Origin of the sequence: Streptomyces sp. NPDC102259 (assembly GCF_044766465.1) — a bacterium.
GTDB lineage: Bacteria > Actinomycetota > Actinomycetes > Streptomycetales > Streptomycetaceae > Streptomyces.
Map to the genome: position 1 here is coordinate 243684 of NZ_JBIWMA010000012.1, position 15722 is coordinate 259405.

The 15722-nt window shown below is 70.6% G+C and carries 13 protein-coding genes and 2 tRNA genes; 3 read left to right on the top strand and 12 right to left on the bottom strand.

All coding sequences use genetic code 11. The annotated features are described in order from the left end of the window. Nucleotides 1–40 precede the first annotated feature (40 nt). The 4 genes from ACIRPU_RS26735 to ACIRPU_RS26750 form a co-directional block, all read right to left on the bottom strand. Nucleotides 41–114: transfer RNA gene (locus ACIRPU_RS26735), tRNA-Met, on the bottom strand. A gap of 177 nt (nucleotides 115–291) precedes the next feature. Continuing rightward, nucleotides 292–2154, bottom strand: a complete 1863-nt coding sequence (locus tag ACIRPU_RS26740; RefSeq protein ID WP_403871679.1) for a tetratricopeptide repeat protein — start codon at nucleotides 2152–2154, stop codon at nucleotides 292–294. A gap of 206 nt (nucleotides 2155–2360) precedes the next feature. Beyond that, nucleotides 2361–2434: transfer RNA gene (locus tag ACIRPU_RS26745), tRNA-Met, on the bottom strand. Nucleotides 2435–2474: 40 nt separating this feature from the next. Then, nucleotides 2475–5444, bottom strand: a complete 2970-nt coding sequence (locus tag ACIRPU_RS26750; RefSeq protein WP_403871736.1) for a UPF0182 family protein — start codon at nucleotides 5442–5444, stop codon at nucleotides 2475–2477. A 164-nt stretch (nucleotides 5445–5608) separates the two neighbouring features. On the opposite strand from ACIRPU_RS26750, the gene ACIRPU_RS26755 reads away from it, so the two are divergent. Next, nucleotides 5609–6151 (top strand): PPA1309 family protein, encoded by a 543-nt coding sequence (locus ACIRPU_RS26755; RefSeq protein WP_355703994.1) that lies wholly within the window; start codon nucleotides 5609–5611, stop codon nucleotides 6149–6151. Between the two features lie 27 nt (nucleotides 6152–6178). Here ACIRPU_RS26755 and ACIRPU_RS26760 read toward each other — a convergent pair whose 3' ends face one another. From ACIRPU_RS26760 to ACIRPU_RS26775, 4 genes are all read right to left on the bottom strand, one after another. Further along, entirely contained in the window at nucleotides 6179–7270 is a 1092-nt protein-coding gene (locus ACIRPU_RS26760) for a PDZ domain-containing protein (protein WP_384118627.1), read from the bottom strand. 54 nt (nucleotides 7271–7324) lie between these two features. Further along, entirely contained in the window at nucleotides 7325–7489 is a 165-nt protein-coding gene (locus ACIRPU_RS26765) for a hypothetical protein (protein WP_385561852.1), read from the bottom strand. Between the two features lie 108 nt (nucleotides 7490–7597). Continuing rightward, entirely contained in the window at nucleotides 7598–8059 is a 462-nt protein-coding gene (locus tag ACIRPU_RS26770; RefSeq protein ID WP_355703992.1) for a molybdenum cofactor biosynthesis protein MoaE, read from the bottom strand. A gap of 261 nt (nucleotides 8060–8320) precedes the next feature. Beyond that, nucleotides 8321–9430: an SDR family oxidoreductase gene (locus ACIRPU_RS26775; protein WP_385561857.1), complete on the bottom strand. Its 1110-nt coding sequence runs from the start codon at nucleotides 9428–9430 to the stop codon at nucleotides 8321–8323. A gap of 192 nt (nucleotides 9431–9622) precedes the next feature. On the opposite strand from ACIRPU_RS26775, the gene ACIRPU_RS26780 reads away from it, so the two are divergent. After that, entirely contained in the window at nucleotides 9623–11071 is a 1449-nt protein-coding gene (locus ACIRPU_RS26780; protein WP_403871682.1) for a zinc-dependent metalloprotease, read from the top strand. Beyond that, nucleotides 11068–11583, top strand: a complete 516-nt coding sequence (locus tag ACIRPU_RS26785) for an NUDIX hydrolase (protein WP_403871684.1) — start codon at nucleotides 11068–11070, stop codon at nucleotides 11581–11583. The genes ACIRPU_RS26780 and ACIRPU_RS26785 overlap by 4 nt, the downstream gene beginning before the upstream one ends. Nucleotides 11584–11674: 91 nt before the next feature. Here ACIRPU_RS26785 and ACIRPU_RS26790 read toward each other — a convergent pair whose 3' ends face one another. The 4 genes from ACIRPU_RS26790 to ACIRPU_RS26805 all read right to left on the bottom strand — a co-directional run bounded on the left by ACIRPU_RS26790 (nucleotide 11675) and on the right by ACIRPU_RS26805 (nucleotide 15559). Continuing rightward, nucleotides 11675–12430, bottom strand: coding sequence for an AIM24 family protein (locus ACIRPU_RS26790; protein WP_355703988.1), 756 nt, complete (start codon nucleotides 12428–12430; stop codon nucleotides 11675–11677). 18 nt (nucleotides 12431–12448) lie between these two features. Beyond that, on the bottom strand, nucleotides 12449–13129 hold the full coding sequence (locus tag ACIRPU_RS26795) for an AIM24 family protein (protein ID WP_020130800.1): 681 nt from the start codon (nucleotides 13127–13129) through the stop codon (nucleotides 12449–12451). Between the two features lie 11 nt (nucleotides 13130–13140). After that, on the bottom strand, nucleotides 13141–14820 hold the full coding sequence (locus ACIRPU_RS26800; protein ID WP_403871687.1) for a TerD family protein: 1680 nt from the start codon (nucleotides 14818–14820) through the stop codon (nucleotides 13141–13143). A gap of 142 nt (nucleotides 14821–14962) precedes the next feature. Further along, a complete protein-coding gene (locus tag ACIRPU_RS26805) occupies nucleotides 14963–15559 on the bottom strand; it encodes a M48 family metallopeptidase (protein ID WP_355703986.1) in 597 nt (198 codons plus the stop codon). Nucleotides 15560–15722 lie beyond the last annotated feature (163 nt).

The window sequence follows — 15722 nt, forward strand, 5'->3', positions numbered from 1 at the left end:
AGGGCCGGAACCCTTTCGGATTCCGGCCCTCGGCCTTTAGTAGCGGGGACAGGATTTGAACCTGCGACCTCTGGGTTATGAGCCCAGCGAGCTACCGAGCTGCTCCACCCCGCGCCGTTGAATGCAACGTTACGTGAAGGCGAAGGGCAAAGGCAAATCCATTACTCGGCACCTGTTGACGCAGGTCAGGGCGTGTCAGCCGGTCCGGCGCCCGAGGACGAGGCCCGCTGAGAGCCGAAACCGGGGGCCCAGCGCCGGTCCCTCTCCCGCCCCGCCTCCGAACCGGCGCCGTCAGGCAGACAGCTCTTCCCGCAGCGCGTCCCGCAGCCGAGCCGCCCGCTCGGCCACCTCTCCCGGCCCCAGCGACACCGCCCGGTCGGCCCACCGCTGCCCCTCGGCCAGCTCACCGCGACGCGCGTAGACCAGGGCGAGCCGCAACGCCGCCCGCCCGTGCCCCGCGTCGGCCGCCCGCGTCCACCACACAGCCGCCTCGGGCTCGCTCCCCTCCCTCGCGAGCAGCAGTCCGAGGTTGAAGGCGCCGTTGCGCGACCCGGCCTCCGCGGCCGTCCGGTACCACCGCGCCGCCTCGACGACGTCCCCGCGCGCGGCGGCCAGCATCCCGACCCGGACCTGCGCCCGCCGATGCCCCTGGGTCGCCGCCCGCTCGTACCACTCCTCGCACTCGGTCTTCTCGTGCACGATCTCGCCGAGCTCGTGCGCGGGCTGCTGCGGTCGCCGCGCGTCCAGCACGGCCGCCAGCCGGTAGGCCGCCTCCGCGCTCCCGCCGCCGGCCGCGCACCGCAGATGCCGTTCGGCCTCCCGCTCGTCCCCGTCGCGCAGGCGCGCGATGCCGACCTGGAGCGCCGCCTCGGTGTGTCCGGCGGCCGCCGCCCGCTCGTACCAGCGCAGCGCGACGGCGTCCTCGCCCCGCCCCGCGAACAGGATCCCGAGGTTGAACGCGGCGTCGACGCTGCCCGCCTCCGCCGCCTTGGAGAACCAGGGCTCGGCCCCGGCCGTGTCGCCGCCCTGGAGCAACAGGATGGCGAGCGCGTTGGCCGCCTCCCGGTGCCCTGCGTAGGCGGCGCGCCGGTACCACTGCTCGGCCTGCACGGTGCGGCCCTGCTCGGCGCAGAGCAGGGCGAGGTTGTAGGCGCCGTTGTCGTCACCGGCGTCCATCGCGGCCCGGTACCACCGCTCGGCGGTCTGGGTCTGTCCCCGCTCGGCGTGCAGCGCGCCCAGCGCGTTCGCCGCGTTGCCGTCGCCCTCCTGGGCGGCCCGCAGCCACCAGATGGCCGCGTTCTCGGTGTCGCCGGCGTCGCGCAGCAGAAACCCGAGCGCGCAGGCGGCCCGCGCCTCGCCGTCCTTGGCGGACGTCATGTACCAGCGCCCGGCCTCCTTCAGGTCGCCGCGCCGCTCCAGGATCGTCCCGAGGTGCAGGGCGGCCCGCCGGTGTCCGCGCGCGGCGGCCTGGCGGTACCACTGCTCGGCTTCCGCCCGCACGATGACACCGTTGTCATGCCCGCATTCGTCCGCTTCGCCGTCCGCGCGGGAGTCCCCGCACTCCTGGTGGTCGAGGGCCCGGGCCAGCCGGTAGGCGGCCTCCCGGTGCCCCCGCTCGGCGGCGGCCCGCATCCACTGCTCGGCCCCGGGGTCCCCACGGTGTTCCAGCAGGTCGGCGAGGGCGTACGCGCCCAGCGCGTGCCCCTGCTCGGCGGCCTGGCGCAGCCAGTACTCGGCGGCCGGCTCGTCGCCGCACTCGCGGCGGTGGCGGCCCAGGGCGTGCGCGGCGGCGGCGGAGCCGGCGACGGCGGCGACCCGCCACCAGCCGGCGGCCTCGTCGGGGTAACCGCGCTGGTGGAGGAGGACGCCCAGGTTGTTGGCGGCGGCCCGGTCGCCCTCCGCGGTGGCGGCACGCAGATGGGGCTCGGCTCCGTCGAGGTCACCGCGGCGCAGCAACATGGCCCCGAGGACGCTGACGGCCTCGACATCGCCGGCTTGCGCCGCGAGCCGCAGGCTCATCTCCTCGACGGCCTCCCCCGTCTCGACGGCGTCCGCCGTCTCGTCCCGGCTCTCGTCCGGGGTCGCTTCCTCACCGGAAGGCTGCACAAACCGCCCTGTCTCGAACAGAGTTGCCTTGTCCCCCATAACGTCCATCGTCGCACCACCCGCAACCCGGGTATACCTGGTATACCGCGGCCCGTAAGGTCACTTCAGCGTTTTGTCGACATGCCCACAGAGAGACAAGTCAAACACGGATCGCCCAACTCCCCACTGCGGCGCGGCCACCAGTCCCCCCGGCACATGCGTTCGCACACCACGAAGGCCCGGATCCTTTTCAGGATCCGGGCCTTCGTATTCAGTAGCGGGGACAGGATTTGAACCTGCGACCTCTGGGTTATGAGCCCAGCGAGCTACCGAGCTGCTCCACCCCGCGTCGTGTTCTACAACCGTATCACGACGCGGGGCGGGCAAGATCAGCCGCTGCTGGGGCTGGGACTCGGACTGCTACTGGCGCCGCCTCCCGAGCCACCGCTCGGGCTCGCCGAACTCGTCGGGCTCGGACTGCTGCTCGCCTTGGCGCCCTTGTCGGCCTCGGCCTGCGCGTCCTCGGCCCGCTTCAGCGCGGCTTCGAGGTCCTTCTGCGCCTTGGCGTACGCGTCCCAGTCGGGCTTCTTCAGAGCCTCCTGGCCGGCCGTGAAGGCCTTCTGGGCGTCGGCCAACGCCTCGCGGACCGTCGGGTTGGTGGACGTCGGCGGTGGGGTCGTGCCGTCGCCCTCGTCCACCGGCGGTGGGGTCGTGCCCTCCGCGCCGAAGACCTTGTTGAGCGCCTCGTCCAGGGTGTCCTCGAAGGCGGTGTTGCCGCCGTAGGTCACCAACACCTTCTTCAGGAGCGGGTACTTGAGTCCGCCACCGCGCACATAGACGGGCTCCACGTACAGCAGACCGCCGTCGAGTGGCACCGTCAGCAGGTTGCCGTACTCGATGTCGGAGTCGCCGCCCTTCAGAAGCCTGATGGACTCGGCGATGTCCTGTTCGGAGTTGAACTGGCTCTGCACCTGTTTGGGTCCGTCGACGGTCGTGCTGGTCGGCAGTTTCAGCACTCTGATCTTGCCGTAGTCGGGCGTGCCCGCCTCGGAGTCGACCGCCATGAACGCGCTGAGGCTGTCCCGGCCGTTGGGCGTGAACGTCGTCGTCAGCGAGAACGCCTGCGCCTTCTGGTCGGGCATCTTCATGCTCAGGTAGTACGGCGGCACCGCGTCACCCGACTTGTTGGACGGGTCGTCCGGCACCTGCCACACCTCGCTGCCGCTGAGGAACGTCGTCGCGTCCTTCACGTGGTAGCGGGTGAGCAGTTCGCGCTGGACCTTGAACAGGTCCTGCGGGTAGCGGAGATGGGCCATCAGGTCGGCCGAGATGGACGACTTGGACTTCACCGTGCCGGGGAACGCCTTCATCCAGGTCTTCAGGACCGGGTCCTCGGTGTCCCACTGGTAGAGCTTGACCTCGCCGGTGTACGCGTCGACGGTCGCCTTCACCGAGTTGCGGATGTAGTTGACCTGGTTCTGCTGGGCCACCACCGCGCGGTTGTCGTTGGTCGCGGTCAGCGAGTCGGCCGTGGTGTCGCCGAGGGTCGTACGGGAGGCGTACGGGTAGCCGTTCGTCGTGGTGTACGCGTCGACGATCCACTGGATCTTGTGGTTGACCACGGCCGGGTAGGCGTCGCCGTCGATGGTCAGCCACGGGGCGACCGCCTCGACGCGCTCCTTTGGCGTGCGGTTGTACAGGATCCGCGAACCCTCGCCGATGGCCCCGGAGTACAGGATCTGCGGTTCGCCGAACGCCACCGCGTACGCGGCCCGGTTGACCGGGTTGGAGAGGTTGACCCCGCTCTTGCCGGTGTAGCTGGTGGTCTTCTCACCGGCGTCGTCGGAGTAGTCGATCTCCTTCTGGGGACCGCCGACGATCGAGTACGCGGTCGTCTTCTCGCCGTAGTAGATCCGCTGCTGGTACGTGCCCAGGTCGCCCACGGAGGGCAGGTTGGACTCGGTGAAGAGCGGTCGGCCCTCGGCGTCGGCGGTGGTGCCCTTGGCGGCGACCACGCCATAGCCGTGGGTGTAGCGGAAGTGGTTGTTGATCCAGTTCTGCTTGTCGACGCCCGCGAGGTTCAGCTCACGCAGACCGATGACGGTGTCCTGGTCGGCCCCGTTCACGTTGTAGCGGTCCACGTCCAGGTTGGTCGGGAACGCGTAGTACTTCCGAATCTGCTGGAGCTGCTGGTACGTCGGGGAGACGATGTTCGGGTCCAGGACGCGGATGCTCGCCGTGGCGTCGACGTCGTCGCGCAGCGTCGTCTTGTCCTTGGTGGCGCTCGTCCCCGAGTAGTCGGTGACCTGCGCGCCGTCGATGCCGTACGCCTCGCGTGTCGCCTTGAGGTTCTTCTCGACGTACGGGGCTTCCTTGGCCTGCTCGTTCGGCTGGACCTGGAACTTCTGGACGATCGCCGGGTACAGCCCGCCGATGAGGATCGCCGAGAGCACCATCAGGCCGAAGCCGATCACCGGCAGCTGCCAGGTGCGCCGCCACAGGGTGGCGAAGAACAGCAGGGCGCAGATGACGGCGATGCAGAACAGAATCGTCTTGGCCGGCAGATAGGCGTTGGCGTCGACGTACCGCAGGCCCGTCCAGTTGTCCGTCGCCTTGAAGTCGCTGGACTTCACGGCCAGGCCGTAACGGTCCAGCCAGTAGGCGACCGCCTTCAGCGTGACGAAGATGCCCAGCAGCACCGACAGGTGGCCGGTGGCCGCGGCGGTGGCGCGCGCGCCCGGGCTGGTGACGCGCAACCCGCCGTACAGGTAGTGGGTGAGCGCGGCGGCGATCAGCGAGAGGATCGTGGCGGCGAAGCCGAAGCCGAGCAGGAACCGGTACCAGGGCAGGTCGAACGCGAAGAAGGACACGTCGAGGTGGAACTGCGGGTCCTTCTGGTGGAAGGGCACGCCGTTGACCCACATCAGCCAGGTCCGCCACTGACCCGCCGCCGAGGCGCCCGCGATCAGGCCGACGAGGGCGGTGATGCCGAGCAGCAGCCATGTCTTGTACGGCGCGATGCCCATGCGGTAGCGGTCGAGGCTCTGCTGCTCCACCGACATCGCGCTGAGCGGTGGCCGCAGCCGGTGCGCCAGCCAGATGTTGAAGCCGACCGCGAGGGCCATCAGCAGGCCGAAAACGAAGAACAGCCCGATCTTGGTCCACAGTGTGGTCGTGAAGACCGACGAGTAGTTCACCGACCGGTACCAGAGCCAGTCCGTCCAGAATCCCGCGAACATCGTGAACGCCATGCCGAGTACGGCTAGGACGCCCAGCGTCATGAGCAGGGTCCGGACGCGCCGGGACGGGCGGCCCACTCTGATCCGCGGCCCCGTGGGGCCTCCGCCGCGGTCCGGCATCTGGAAAGCCAAGGTGCGCACCTCGAAAGTCGCAGTTGATCCGTCAGGCCCGCGTGTTCGTGGACCTTTCGTGGCCCCCCGTGATCGTGGGCCCACACCTATGCAACTTACTCACCGTTTACTCGGTTCCCGATTCCACCCCTGAACGAGGCAGGATTGTGACCATGTCCAACACTCCCATGGCGGCGAGCCCGCTCACCCGGGCCGTACTCGAGATCGACGAGTACGCCTCCGGCCTCGGCTGGGACCAGCCCGCCCGCCTTTTCGCCCTCGTAGACACCGCTCGGCTGCGAACCCAGGAACCGTCGCTCGCCGCCCAGCTCGGCCTTCAGGACGAGTCCGAGACCACCGGTCTCACCCCGATCGAGCAGGACGAAGTGCCAACGGACAAGCCGCTCGACGAGTTCCTCGCCACGATCGCCTGGCCCGACTCCGTGGTCGGCTGCGCCCTCACCGTGGAGCGTCTGATGCTGCCCCCGTCCGCCGAGGCCCAGGTTCCGCAGGGCCTGAGCGACAAGAAGCTCGCGAAGTGGGTCGCCGAGCACCCCGACCGTCAGGAGGTCCGGATGACGGTCGGCGTGCTGCGTGACGGCACCCGTGACTCGGCCCTCCGGCTGCGCCAGAAGGACGCCCCGACGGAGGTCCTCACCGGCGCGGGCCTGGTGCCGGGCCTCGCCGAGGCGTTGTCGGTGACGTTCGCGGAGTAGGTGACGTTCGCGGAGTAGCCCTTCCGGCTACTTCGTGCACTTCGGCAGGTCCGCGGTGTCGCCGCCGCGGATGTCCTTGAGGGCGTCGAGGGCGTCGTCGATGGTGTTCACCTTGACGAGCCTGAGCCCCGAGGGGGTGTCCGTGGCGGCGGCCGCGCAGTTCTCCGCGGGGGTCAGGAAGTACTGGGCGCCCTGACTGCGCGCGCCGACCGTCTTCATCTCGATGCCGCCGATCGGCCCGACCTTGCCGGCGTCGTCGATGGTCCCGGTGCCGGCGACGAACTTGCCGCCGGTGAGGCTGCCCGGGGTGAGCTTGTCGTAGATGCCGAGCGCGAACATCAGACCGGCGCTCGGCCCGCCGACGTCGGCGAGCTTGATGTCGATGGTGAACGGGAAGGTGTGGTCGGTCCCGGCCGAGATCCCGACGATGGCCCGCTTCTCGCCGCTGTCGTCGGAGGTCGCGGTCGTGATGGTGACGTCCTGGGTCTTGGTCACCGTCTTGTTCGCCTTCTCGGCGGCCGCCTGCTCCTTCGCGGGAACGATGCGGAAGACGACCTTCTCCCCCGGCTTGTGCTTGGTCACCAGCTTCGCGACGTCGCCCGGCTCCTTCACCGCGGTGCCGTCCACGGCCTTGATCACGTCACCGGCGTGCAGCCGGCCCTCCGCCGGGGACCCCTTCACCACCGTCGAGACGATCACCCAGGACGTCACGGGGATGTCCAGCTCCTTCAGGGCGGCGACCTTGGCGCTCTCCTGGGACTGGCTGAACTCCTCGGCGTTCTCCTGGGTGGACTGCTCCTCGGTCTTGCCGTCCGGGTACAGCGTGTCGTGCGGCACGACCTTGTTGTCGTGCGCGAGCCATCCGTAGACGGCCTCGACGAGGTTCATCCGGTAGTCGGCGCTGGTGACCCGCACGGTGGTCATGTTCAGGTGACCGCTGGTCGTATAGGTCTTGCGCCCGGAGATCTGAAGCACCGGCTCGCCGGCGTGATCGCCGAGGGTGTTCACCGTCGGCCCGGGGGACATCTCCGCGTACGGCACGGGGATGAGTACGCCCGCACACAGGAGCGCGATCAGCATCAGGGTGGAGGCGAGCATCGTCGCGGTGCGGCGTGGCATGACTCGACACTACGGGACGCTTCTGTCGGCGCACCGTCAGGGCTGCCACCCGGGTCACGTACGGGAGTGGGGCTTCTCCATGGCCGCCCGGAAGCGGGCGTATCCATCCAGCTCGGGGCCGTCGCTGCGGGCCTTCCGGGTCCGGTTGGCCCAAGTCCCCCACAGACCGGCGCCGATGGCGGCGACAAGCGGAATCAGCAACCAGGCGAGTGCCGCCATGCCGACCTCCCAACCCCTATGAGCCACCACAACTGACTGATCAGCAGATTAACCATCTGCTCCGACAACGCTCACGGCAGGGGTCCGGTTACGCAACCGGAAGAGATTTCAGCAGGCGCCGACCCATTCGTCGGTACCGTCGGAGAACTTCTGGTGCTTCCAGATGGGCACTTCGTGCTTGAGATCGTCGATCAGCTTCCGGCAGGCCTCGAAGGCCTCCCCGCGGTGGGGACACGAGACGGCGACCACCACGGCGAGATCACCGACCGCGAGGTCCCCGACCCGGTGCACCGCGGCCAGCGCCCGCACCGGGTACTCGGCGACGACCTTCTCCGCGACCCGCCGCATCTCCGCCTCCGCGCCGGGATGGCAGGAGTACCCGAGGGCGTCGACGTCGGCGCCCCCGTCGTGGTTGCGCACCGTGCCCACGAACAGTGCGGTCCCGCCCGCCGCGTCGTCCCCTACGGCCTTGAAGACCTCGTCCAGGGAGAGCGCGGTGTCACGGACGGCGATCAGCTTGATGGGATCCTGCGCTGCCCGCTCGCCGGGATGGTCGTCGATGGCTGCCATGCCCCCATCGTGCCGCACCCCGGGAAGCAGGCGAAATAGCGTGATCACCCGGCACACGCGCGTGCCGCTTTGGAGCGACCTCCAAAAAAAGAGCCCGTCCGGGGGTACCCCCTCTGGGGGAACTTGAGGACGAGGCCCTTGCAGGGCCGAACGGGGGGCCTGTGGCACAGCCCCCAGAGACGGGAAGGGACGGGGTCGGGAAGGGAAGCGGCGGGACGGAAAGGGGCGGCGGGGGCGAAAAAACGGCCGCCACCCCGTGGCTCACCGCCGCCGGGCCTTCCGGGCCCGCCGCACCACAGCCGCCGCGCCCAGCAGAGCGACCGTCGCCCCTGCCGCCCCCGCAGCCGTGGCGTCCTTGCGCCCGAGCCGCCGACCGACGACGGTGTGCCGCCCGGCCACCTCCTCCAGCAGCTGCGCCAGGACCTCCTCATTGGTCCACCGCGGCCGCCACCCCGCGTCGTGCAGCCGACTCCCGCTCACCACCCAGGGGTACATCGTGTAGGCCAGGTCGCCGGCCGGCGACGGCGTCAGCCCGATCCGGTGCAGCCGGGCGGCGGCGCCCAGCGCCACCGCCGACGGCAGCTCCATGCGCCGGATCCCGCTGAGCTCCTCGACCTCCTCCTGCTCCAGCCATCCGTCGCAGCCGACGGCCAGCTCGCCGTCCACCTTCTCCAGGACGGCGTACTCCAGGGCGCTCACCAGGTCCTCGACATGGCAGAACTGCCAGGCCGGCCGTGACCCGGCGACGACCAGCAGCCGCGGCGACTCGAAGTACCGCGTCAGCGCGGTGTCCGTGCCGCCGACCAGCACCGCGGGCCGCACCACGGTGACGTTGAGCCCCGGATGCGCCCGGGGCGCGCGCCGGGCCAGCCGTTCGATCTCCAGGAGGTCCCCGACGCCGGTCGCCTCCGCCGTGGCCCGCAGCTCGGCGTCCTCCGAGAGGGGCAGCTCGTTGTCCTCGAGCGCGCCGTAGACCATCGCGGAGGTGCACAGCACCACGCGGTGCACCCCGGCCGCCGCGGCGGCCGTCAGCACGGTCTGCGTACCGCGCACGTTGTAGGCCGTCCGGGCGGCGGCTTCACTCCCCAGGTCGAGGTCGAGCGCGAGGTGGACCACGACGTCCGCGCCGCGCAGCTTGTCGGCGATCGCCGGGTCACGGACGTCGAGGATGTGCCACTGAGCCGCGTCGCACTCACCCCGACGCTCGTCGATGGCGACGACCTGCTTGACCTCCTCCGACGCGGCGAGCCGCTCGGTGAGCAGCGCGCCGATCCCGGTCGCGGCGCCGGTCACGGCGACGACGGGCCCGCGCGCGCCGCCCGGGGTTGAGTGGTTTCGCGCTGCGCGAACCTGCGGATCTGGGGAACTCACCAGGTGTCTCCAGCGGTTGTCTTGGCATACGGGCGCGAGTGAAGCGTACGTACCAGGTGGCATCCATCCTGCCGCAGGCCAGGAGTCGGCGAAGCACCGAGGCCCGATCGAGCCGGGGTGTCTACGCTGGGTGGTGTTGCAGGGCAGTCGCCGCCGGCCGATAACCGGTGGCCTTACCAGCCGAGGAACCCCGTGAGTGACACCCCATTCGGATTCGGCCTTCCGCCGGAGGAGCCGGAAGACGGCGACGAGGGCAAGAAGGACCCGCAGAGCGGCGGTGGTCAGGGACCGGCCAACCCGTTCGGTTTCGGCGGGCTGCCCGGCGCCGGAGGCTTTGGCGCCCCCGGTGCGGACAACCCGCTCGCCGCGATGTTCGGGTCCCTGAACCCCAACGACCTGGGAGCCGCCTTCCAGCAGCTGGGCCAGATGCTCTCCTACGAGGGCGGCCCGGTGAACTGGGACATGGCCAAGCAGATCGCCCGCCAGACGGTCGCCCAGGGCACCGCCGACGGTGTGAAGGACGCCAGCGTCGGCCCGTCCGAGCGCACCGCGGTCCAGGAGGCCGTACGCCTGGCCGACCTGTGGCTGGACGACGCGACCTCCCTGCCGTCCGGCGCGGCCTCCGCGGTGGCGTGGTCCCGCGCGGAGTGGGTCGAGGCGACCCTGCCCGCGTGGAAGGAGCTCGTCGACCCGGTCGCCGAGCGCGTCGGCGCGGCCATGGGCGATGTCCTGCCGGAGGAGATGCAGGCCATGGCCGGCCCGCTGATCGGCATGATGCGCTCCATGGGCGGCGCGATGTTCGGCTCGCAGATCGGCCAGGCCGTGGGCGTGCTCGCGGGCGAGGTCGTCGGCTCGACCGACATCGGCCTGCCCCTCGGCCCGGCCGGGCGTGCCGCGCTGCTGCCGGTCAACATCGAGGCGTTCGGCAAGGACCTGGGCGTGACGAAGGACGAGGTGCGGCTCTACCTCGCGCTGCGCGAGGCCGCCCACCAGCGCCTCTTCGCGCATGTGCCGTGGCTGCGCTCGCACCTGTTCGGGGCGGTCGAGGGCTACGCGCGCGGGATCAAGGTCGACACGGCCAAGCTGGAGGACGTGGTCGGCCAGTTCGACCCGCAGAACCCGGAGCAGCTGCAGGACGCGCTCCAGCAGGGCATGTTCCAGCCGGAGGACACCCCGGCGCAGAAGGCCGCCCTGGCCCGTCTGGAGACCGCCCTGGCGCTCGTGGAGGGCTGGGTGGACGCGGTGGTGCACGCGGCCGCGAAACCGCGTCTGTCGTCCGCGGACGCCCTGCGCGAGACGCTGCGCCGCCGGCGTGCCTCGGGCGGTCCCGCGGAGCAGACGTTCGCGACGCTGATCGGCCTGGAGCTGCGTCCGCGCCGCCTGCGTGACGCCTCCCGCCTGTGGGCGTCCCTCACGGACGCGCGCGGGGTCGACGGCCGGGACGCCCTGTGGGCCCACCCGGACATGCTGCCCACGGCGTCCGACCTGGACGACCCGGACGGCTTCGTACACCGCGAGCAGCTGGACTTCTCCGAGCTGGACAAGATGCTCGGCGAGGCGGCGAGCGGCGGCTCCGGCGACAAGCCGAACCTGAAGAAGGACGCCGACGGGACCGACCCGAAGGACGACGACACCGAGTGAGCCTGTACGACGACGCGGTCCTCGTCCTGAAGGGGTACGAGGGCCAGGAAGAGCTGCGCCAGGCCTACCTGGACCATCTCGGGGCGCACCCGGACGGCCTATGGAAGGCCTGCCGGGACGGGCACATCACGGCGAGCGCGCTGGTGATCGACCCGGAGCGGGGCCGGGTGCTGCTGACCCTGCACAAGAAGATGCGGATGTGGCTCCAGATGGGGGGCCACTGCGAGCCGGTCGACGAGACCCTGCGGTCCGCCGCACTGCGCGAGGCGACCGAGGAGTCCGGCATCGGGGGGCTGACGCTGCTCTCCGGCGGCCCGGTGCGCCTGGACAAGCATCACACGCCGTGCGCGTGGCACTACGACGTCCAGTACGCGGCGCTCGCTCCGGCCGGGGCCGTGGAGGCCATCAGCGACGAGTCCCTCGACCTGCGCTGGTTCCCCTATGACGAGGTCGGGGGCGTGGCCGACGAGTCGGTCGTACGGCTGCTGGAAGCGACTCGCGCGCGGCTGTGAGCCGACGGGTGAGTGTGCGGGCGGCGGTGAGCCGGAACGGGTAAGGGGCGACCTCAAGGGTGGCCGCCCCTTACGTCTGCTTTCCGGACGGTCAGCTCCAGGCGTTGCCCTGGTTCTGTTGCCGTACGCCCTGCTGTCCCATGCCGTACTGGGCGGCCAGACCGGAGCCGATCTGGGCGTTCTGCGGCGGCAGCAGCTCGCTGGGCTGGACGAGCGCGTAGCCGGTGCCCATGAAGCTGAGCTCCCAGCCCTCACCGGTGTTGCCGCGTCGGCGCCACACTCCGGAGGAGTGCGTCTGGGCCTGCATCTGCACCCGCAGCCCGGTGGACCAGGCGACGATGGCGTCGGCGTCGCAGTTGACGTACTTGTCCGGCGTGACCTGCATCATCAGCGGCGCGCCCGAGGTCATCAGGGCGACCTTGCCGCGGCCGGTGATGTTGAGCTGGTACTTCCCGGAGCCGGAGATCCCGTAGAGGCTGTCGACGGCGATGACCTCGTGGTGCAGCGAGGAGTCCATGGCCAGGACGTAGCTGCTGTCCACGGTCAGGCCGTCCTGCTCCACGTCCATGACGTGGACGTGCTGGGCGAGGTTGGCGAGGTACACCGTGCCCTGCCCGTGGCAGCGCATCAGGTCCAGACCCTCGCCCGTGTGCGCACGCGCGCGTCCCTGCTGGTTGTTCTGGTACTCGGCGTCGAACTCCATCAGGCCCTGGTAGGCGACCATCGTGCCCTTGCGGGCGAGGATGTCGTCGTGGCCTTCGAGGCTGACCCGGAGCATCTGCTTGTTCTGAAGACTCCAGCGCTCCTGGGTCTGCGAGTCGTTGTGCGCGAAAAGTGAGCTCTGCATGGCGTTTCTGGCTCCCCCTCAGCCCCGGACCCGGAGGCGGTCGGTGCTGTCCTCACTGGGCTGGACGACGACGATGCCCTGGCCGGAGAAGGCCATCTGGTAGGCCTCGCCGCTGCCCCGGCCGATGAGCGACTGCGCCTTGAAGCTGCGCTTGCCCTTCACCTTGAGGTTCGGCGACCAGGCGACGAGCGCGTCGGGGTCGACGTACGTCTCGTCCTCGCCACCGCCGCAGTCGACGACGATCGGCTTGCCCCGGGAGGTCAGCGCGACCCAGCCCTGCCCGGAGATCTTGGTGTTCCACAGGCCCTGACCGGCGAACTTCGCGAGGCCCTTGACGCGCTCGACACCCCAGGTGAGGTGCGCGTCGAAGGCGAGCAGGTTGGTGGCGTTGACGGAGATTCCGTCACCGTTGAGGTTGATCACGACGACGTTGGCGCCGTAGTCGGCGAGGTAGAGCAGGCCGTCGCCCGAGCACTTCATCAGGGGCGCGCCCTCGCCGGTCATCCAGTCGCGCGCGATCTGGCGCACGGCCGGCGGGTTGGGCTCGTACTGCACGAAGCCCTCGTAGGCGACCATCGAGCCCACGCGCGCGAGAAGGTCGTTCCCGGTCTGGAGGGCGACCTTCAGCATGTGGTTGCCGTGGTTCTCCATACGGGCGGTGACGGGTGCGGGGGCGTAGCCCGCGAGTGGCTGGTTCATGACGGGCTCCCTCAGACCTCGTACGGCTGGACGACGATGAAGTTGCCGGGAGCGGCCCGGAACTGGAGGTTCACGCTCTCGCCGGTGTCGCCGGGGTAGGCGTTGCGGCGCATCCGGACCTGGCTGGAGACGACCACCTGGGCGGCGGACGACCAGGCGACGACGGCGTTGCAGTCGGCGAACGTGGTGGGGGTGACCGGCAGGACGACGGGCGTCCCGTGCGTCTTGACGACGATCGTGCCGGTGCCCGTGAACTGCATGGTGAACAGGGCGCCGCCGGGGATGCCGTGCCCCTCGATACGGCGGACCTCGTACTGGAGGCTCTCGTCGAAGGCGAGGACGTTCTCCGCGGAGACGCAGATGCCGTCGCCCTGGAGTTCGATGGGGTGCAGCATCGTGGAGTTCTCGGCGAGGAACACCTGTCCCTGGCCGGTGCAGCGCATCAGCTGCATCTCCTGACCGGTGGCGTTGCCGACGATCCGGCCGGCGAACCCGGCGCCCTTGTAGCTGAAGTCGACCTTGCCCTGGTAGAGGACCATGCTGCCCTGTCGGGCGAGCACGGGCTGGCCGCCCATCCCGAGGTCGACGCGGACCAGCTTCCTGTTCTGCTGGGTCCAGCGCTGTCCGGTGGGCGTCTCCTTGAACTGCTGGAGCGCCGCGGCCACTCCGGCACCGCCCTGGGGCGCGCCCTGCAGTGCGCCGTACGCCTGCTGGCCCGGGACCTGCCCGAACGCGGGCTGCTGGCCGTAGCCGGGCGGTTGCGGCGGCTGACCGTAGCCGGGCGGGGCCTGCGGGGCATGGGGCGCCTGGGGCTGCTGGCCGTAGCCGGGGGGCATGGGCGCGGTCGGCGCGGGACCCTGACCGTACGGCTGCTGCTGGGGCGGCTGACCGTAGGGCGCCGGGGCCGGGGAGGGTGGCGGCACCTGGCCGCCGCCGGGCGGGGTCAGGGGCGCGATGATGGTCGGCGCGGCGTGCACCGAGGACACGGGCGCCGGCGCGGGCGGGGGCGCGAAGCCCTGCACGGCGGGCTGCGGGTGCACCGGAGCGGGCGCCGGAGCCGGGGCGGGCGCGGACGGTGCGCCGAACGCGGGCGGGGCGAAGCCGGGAGCGGCGGCACCGGCCTGCGGCTGCTGCGGCTGCTGCGGCGCGGCGGGCGCCTCCTCCTCCGCGACCTCGCCGCCGAAGTTCTTCAGCAGCGCGTCCAGACCGCCGTCGAAGCCCTGTCCGACGGCCGCGAACCGCCAGACGTCCTTCAGGTAGAAGTCGCCCAGCATCACGGCTCGCTCGCTGGAGAACTCGGAGCCGCTGAACGCGTAGCGGGCCACTTCCTCGCCACCGGCGACGATGCGGAGATAGCCGGGGTTGATCTGCGACATCTGCCCGGCGCCGTCGAGGGTCGCCGTGAAGGACAGCTTCTGGATCTGCGGCGGAATCCGGTCGAGGGTGATACGGAAGGACTCCGTGTCGCCCGCCTGGGCGCCCAGGAGCTGGATGGACTCCTCGGGGGACTTCGGCTGGTTGAAGAAGATGAAGTAACGGTCGTCCGAGAGCCGCTCGTCGGCGTCGAGGCCGAAACAGCTGATGTCGAAGGTCAGGCCGGGGGCGGTGATCTGCACGCCTACGTACAGATCGGTGCCCGCGGTGAGGTCACTGATCTTGGCCTTGTGGCCGCGCTGGAATTCCCTGGGCATGCGTAACGACCGTCCCCCATCCCGATTGTGAATGCGTCGCGTCAGGCTAACGGCAAAGTCGGACAACGCACGATGTCGGTACAGACCCGGTACACAACCGGCGTCACGCGACGGGAGACGGGTTCAGCGCGTACGCCGCAGGTCACTCCTCGCCCGCGACGGGCAGGTGGGGCAGCCGTTCGGCCGCGACGACGCCCTCAAGGTAGCCACGGGCGCGCTCGGTGCGCGGGTACGCCTCCAGCAGCCGCCAGAAGTCGGGGCCGTGACCGGGCACGAGCAGATGCGCGAGCTCGTGGGCGAGGACGTAGTCGATGACGTACTCGGGCATGCCCTTCAGCCGGTGCGACAGACGGATGCTGCCCTCGGCCGGTGTGCACGAGCCCCAGCGGGTGTTCTGGTTGGTCACCCAGCGGACCGAGGCGGGCCGGGCCCGGCCGCCAAAGCACTGGGCCGACAGCCGCTCGGCGCGCTCGGCCAACTCCGCGTCGCCCGGGACGCGCCGGCTCTCCTGGGCGGCGAGCTTGTCGAGCATGACGCTCACCCAGCGTTGCTCCTCGGCCTCGGACATCCGGGCAGGGATGAGCACGATGGTGCGATCGCCCTCGCGGTACGCGGAGACCGTCCGACGTCGACGGGCGCTCCTGCGGACCTCGATCGCGCTCGCCCGTGAGCCGCTGGGCGGCTGGCTCGTCGTGCTGCGCGGTGGTGTTCCGGCGCGGTGCAGTGGGTCGGCGGACACGCCCCGACGTTACCCGCTGCACACGGGGGAAGTCCCGCCTCCGGGACGGTTCGGTTCCGATCCGCCCTGCCGCATTTGCCTCGTACGATGGATTTGTACGATGAACGCCCCTGCCTGTGGACAACTTTCGGCACGCTCGGGCGGGTCCGGGCATGCTGGCACT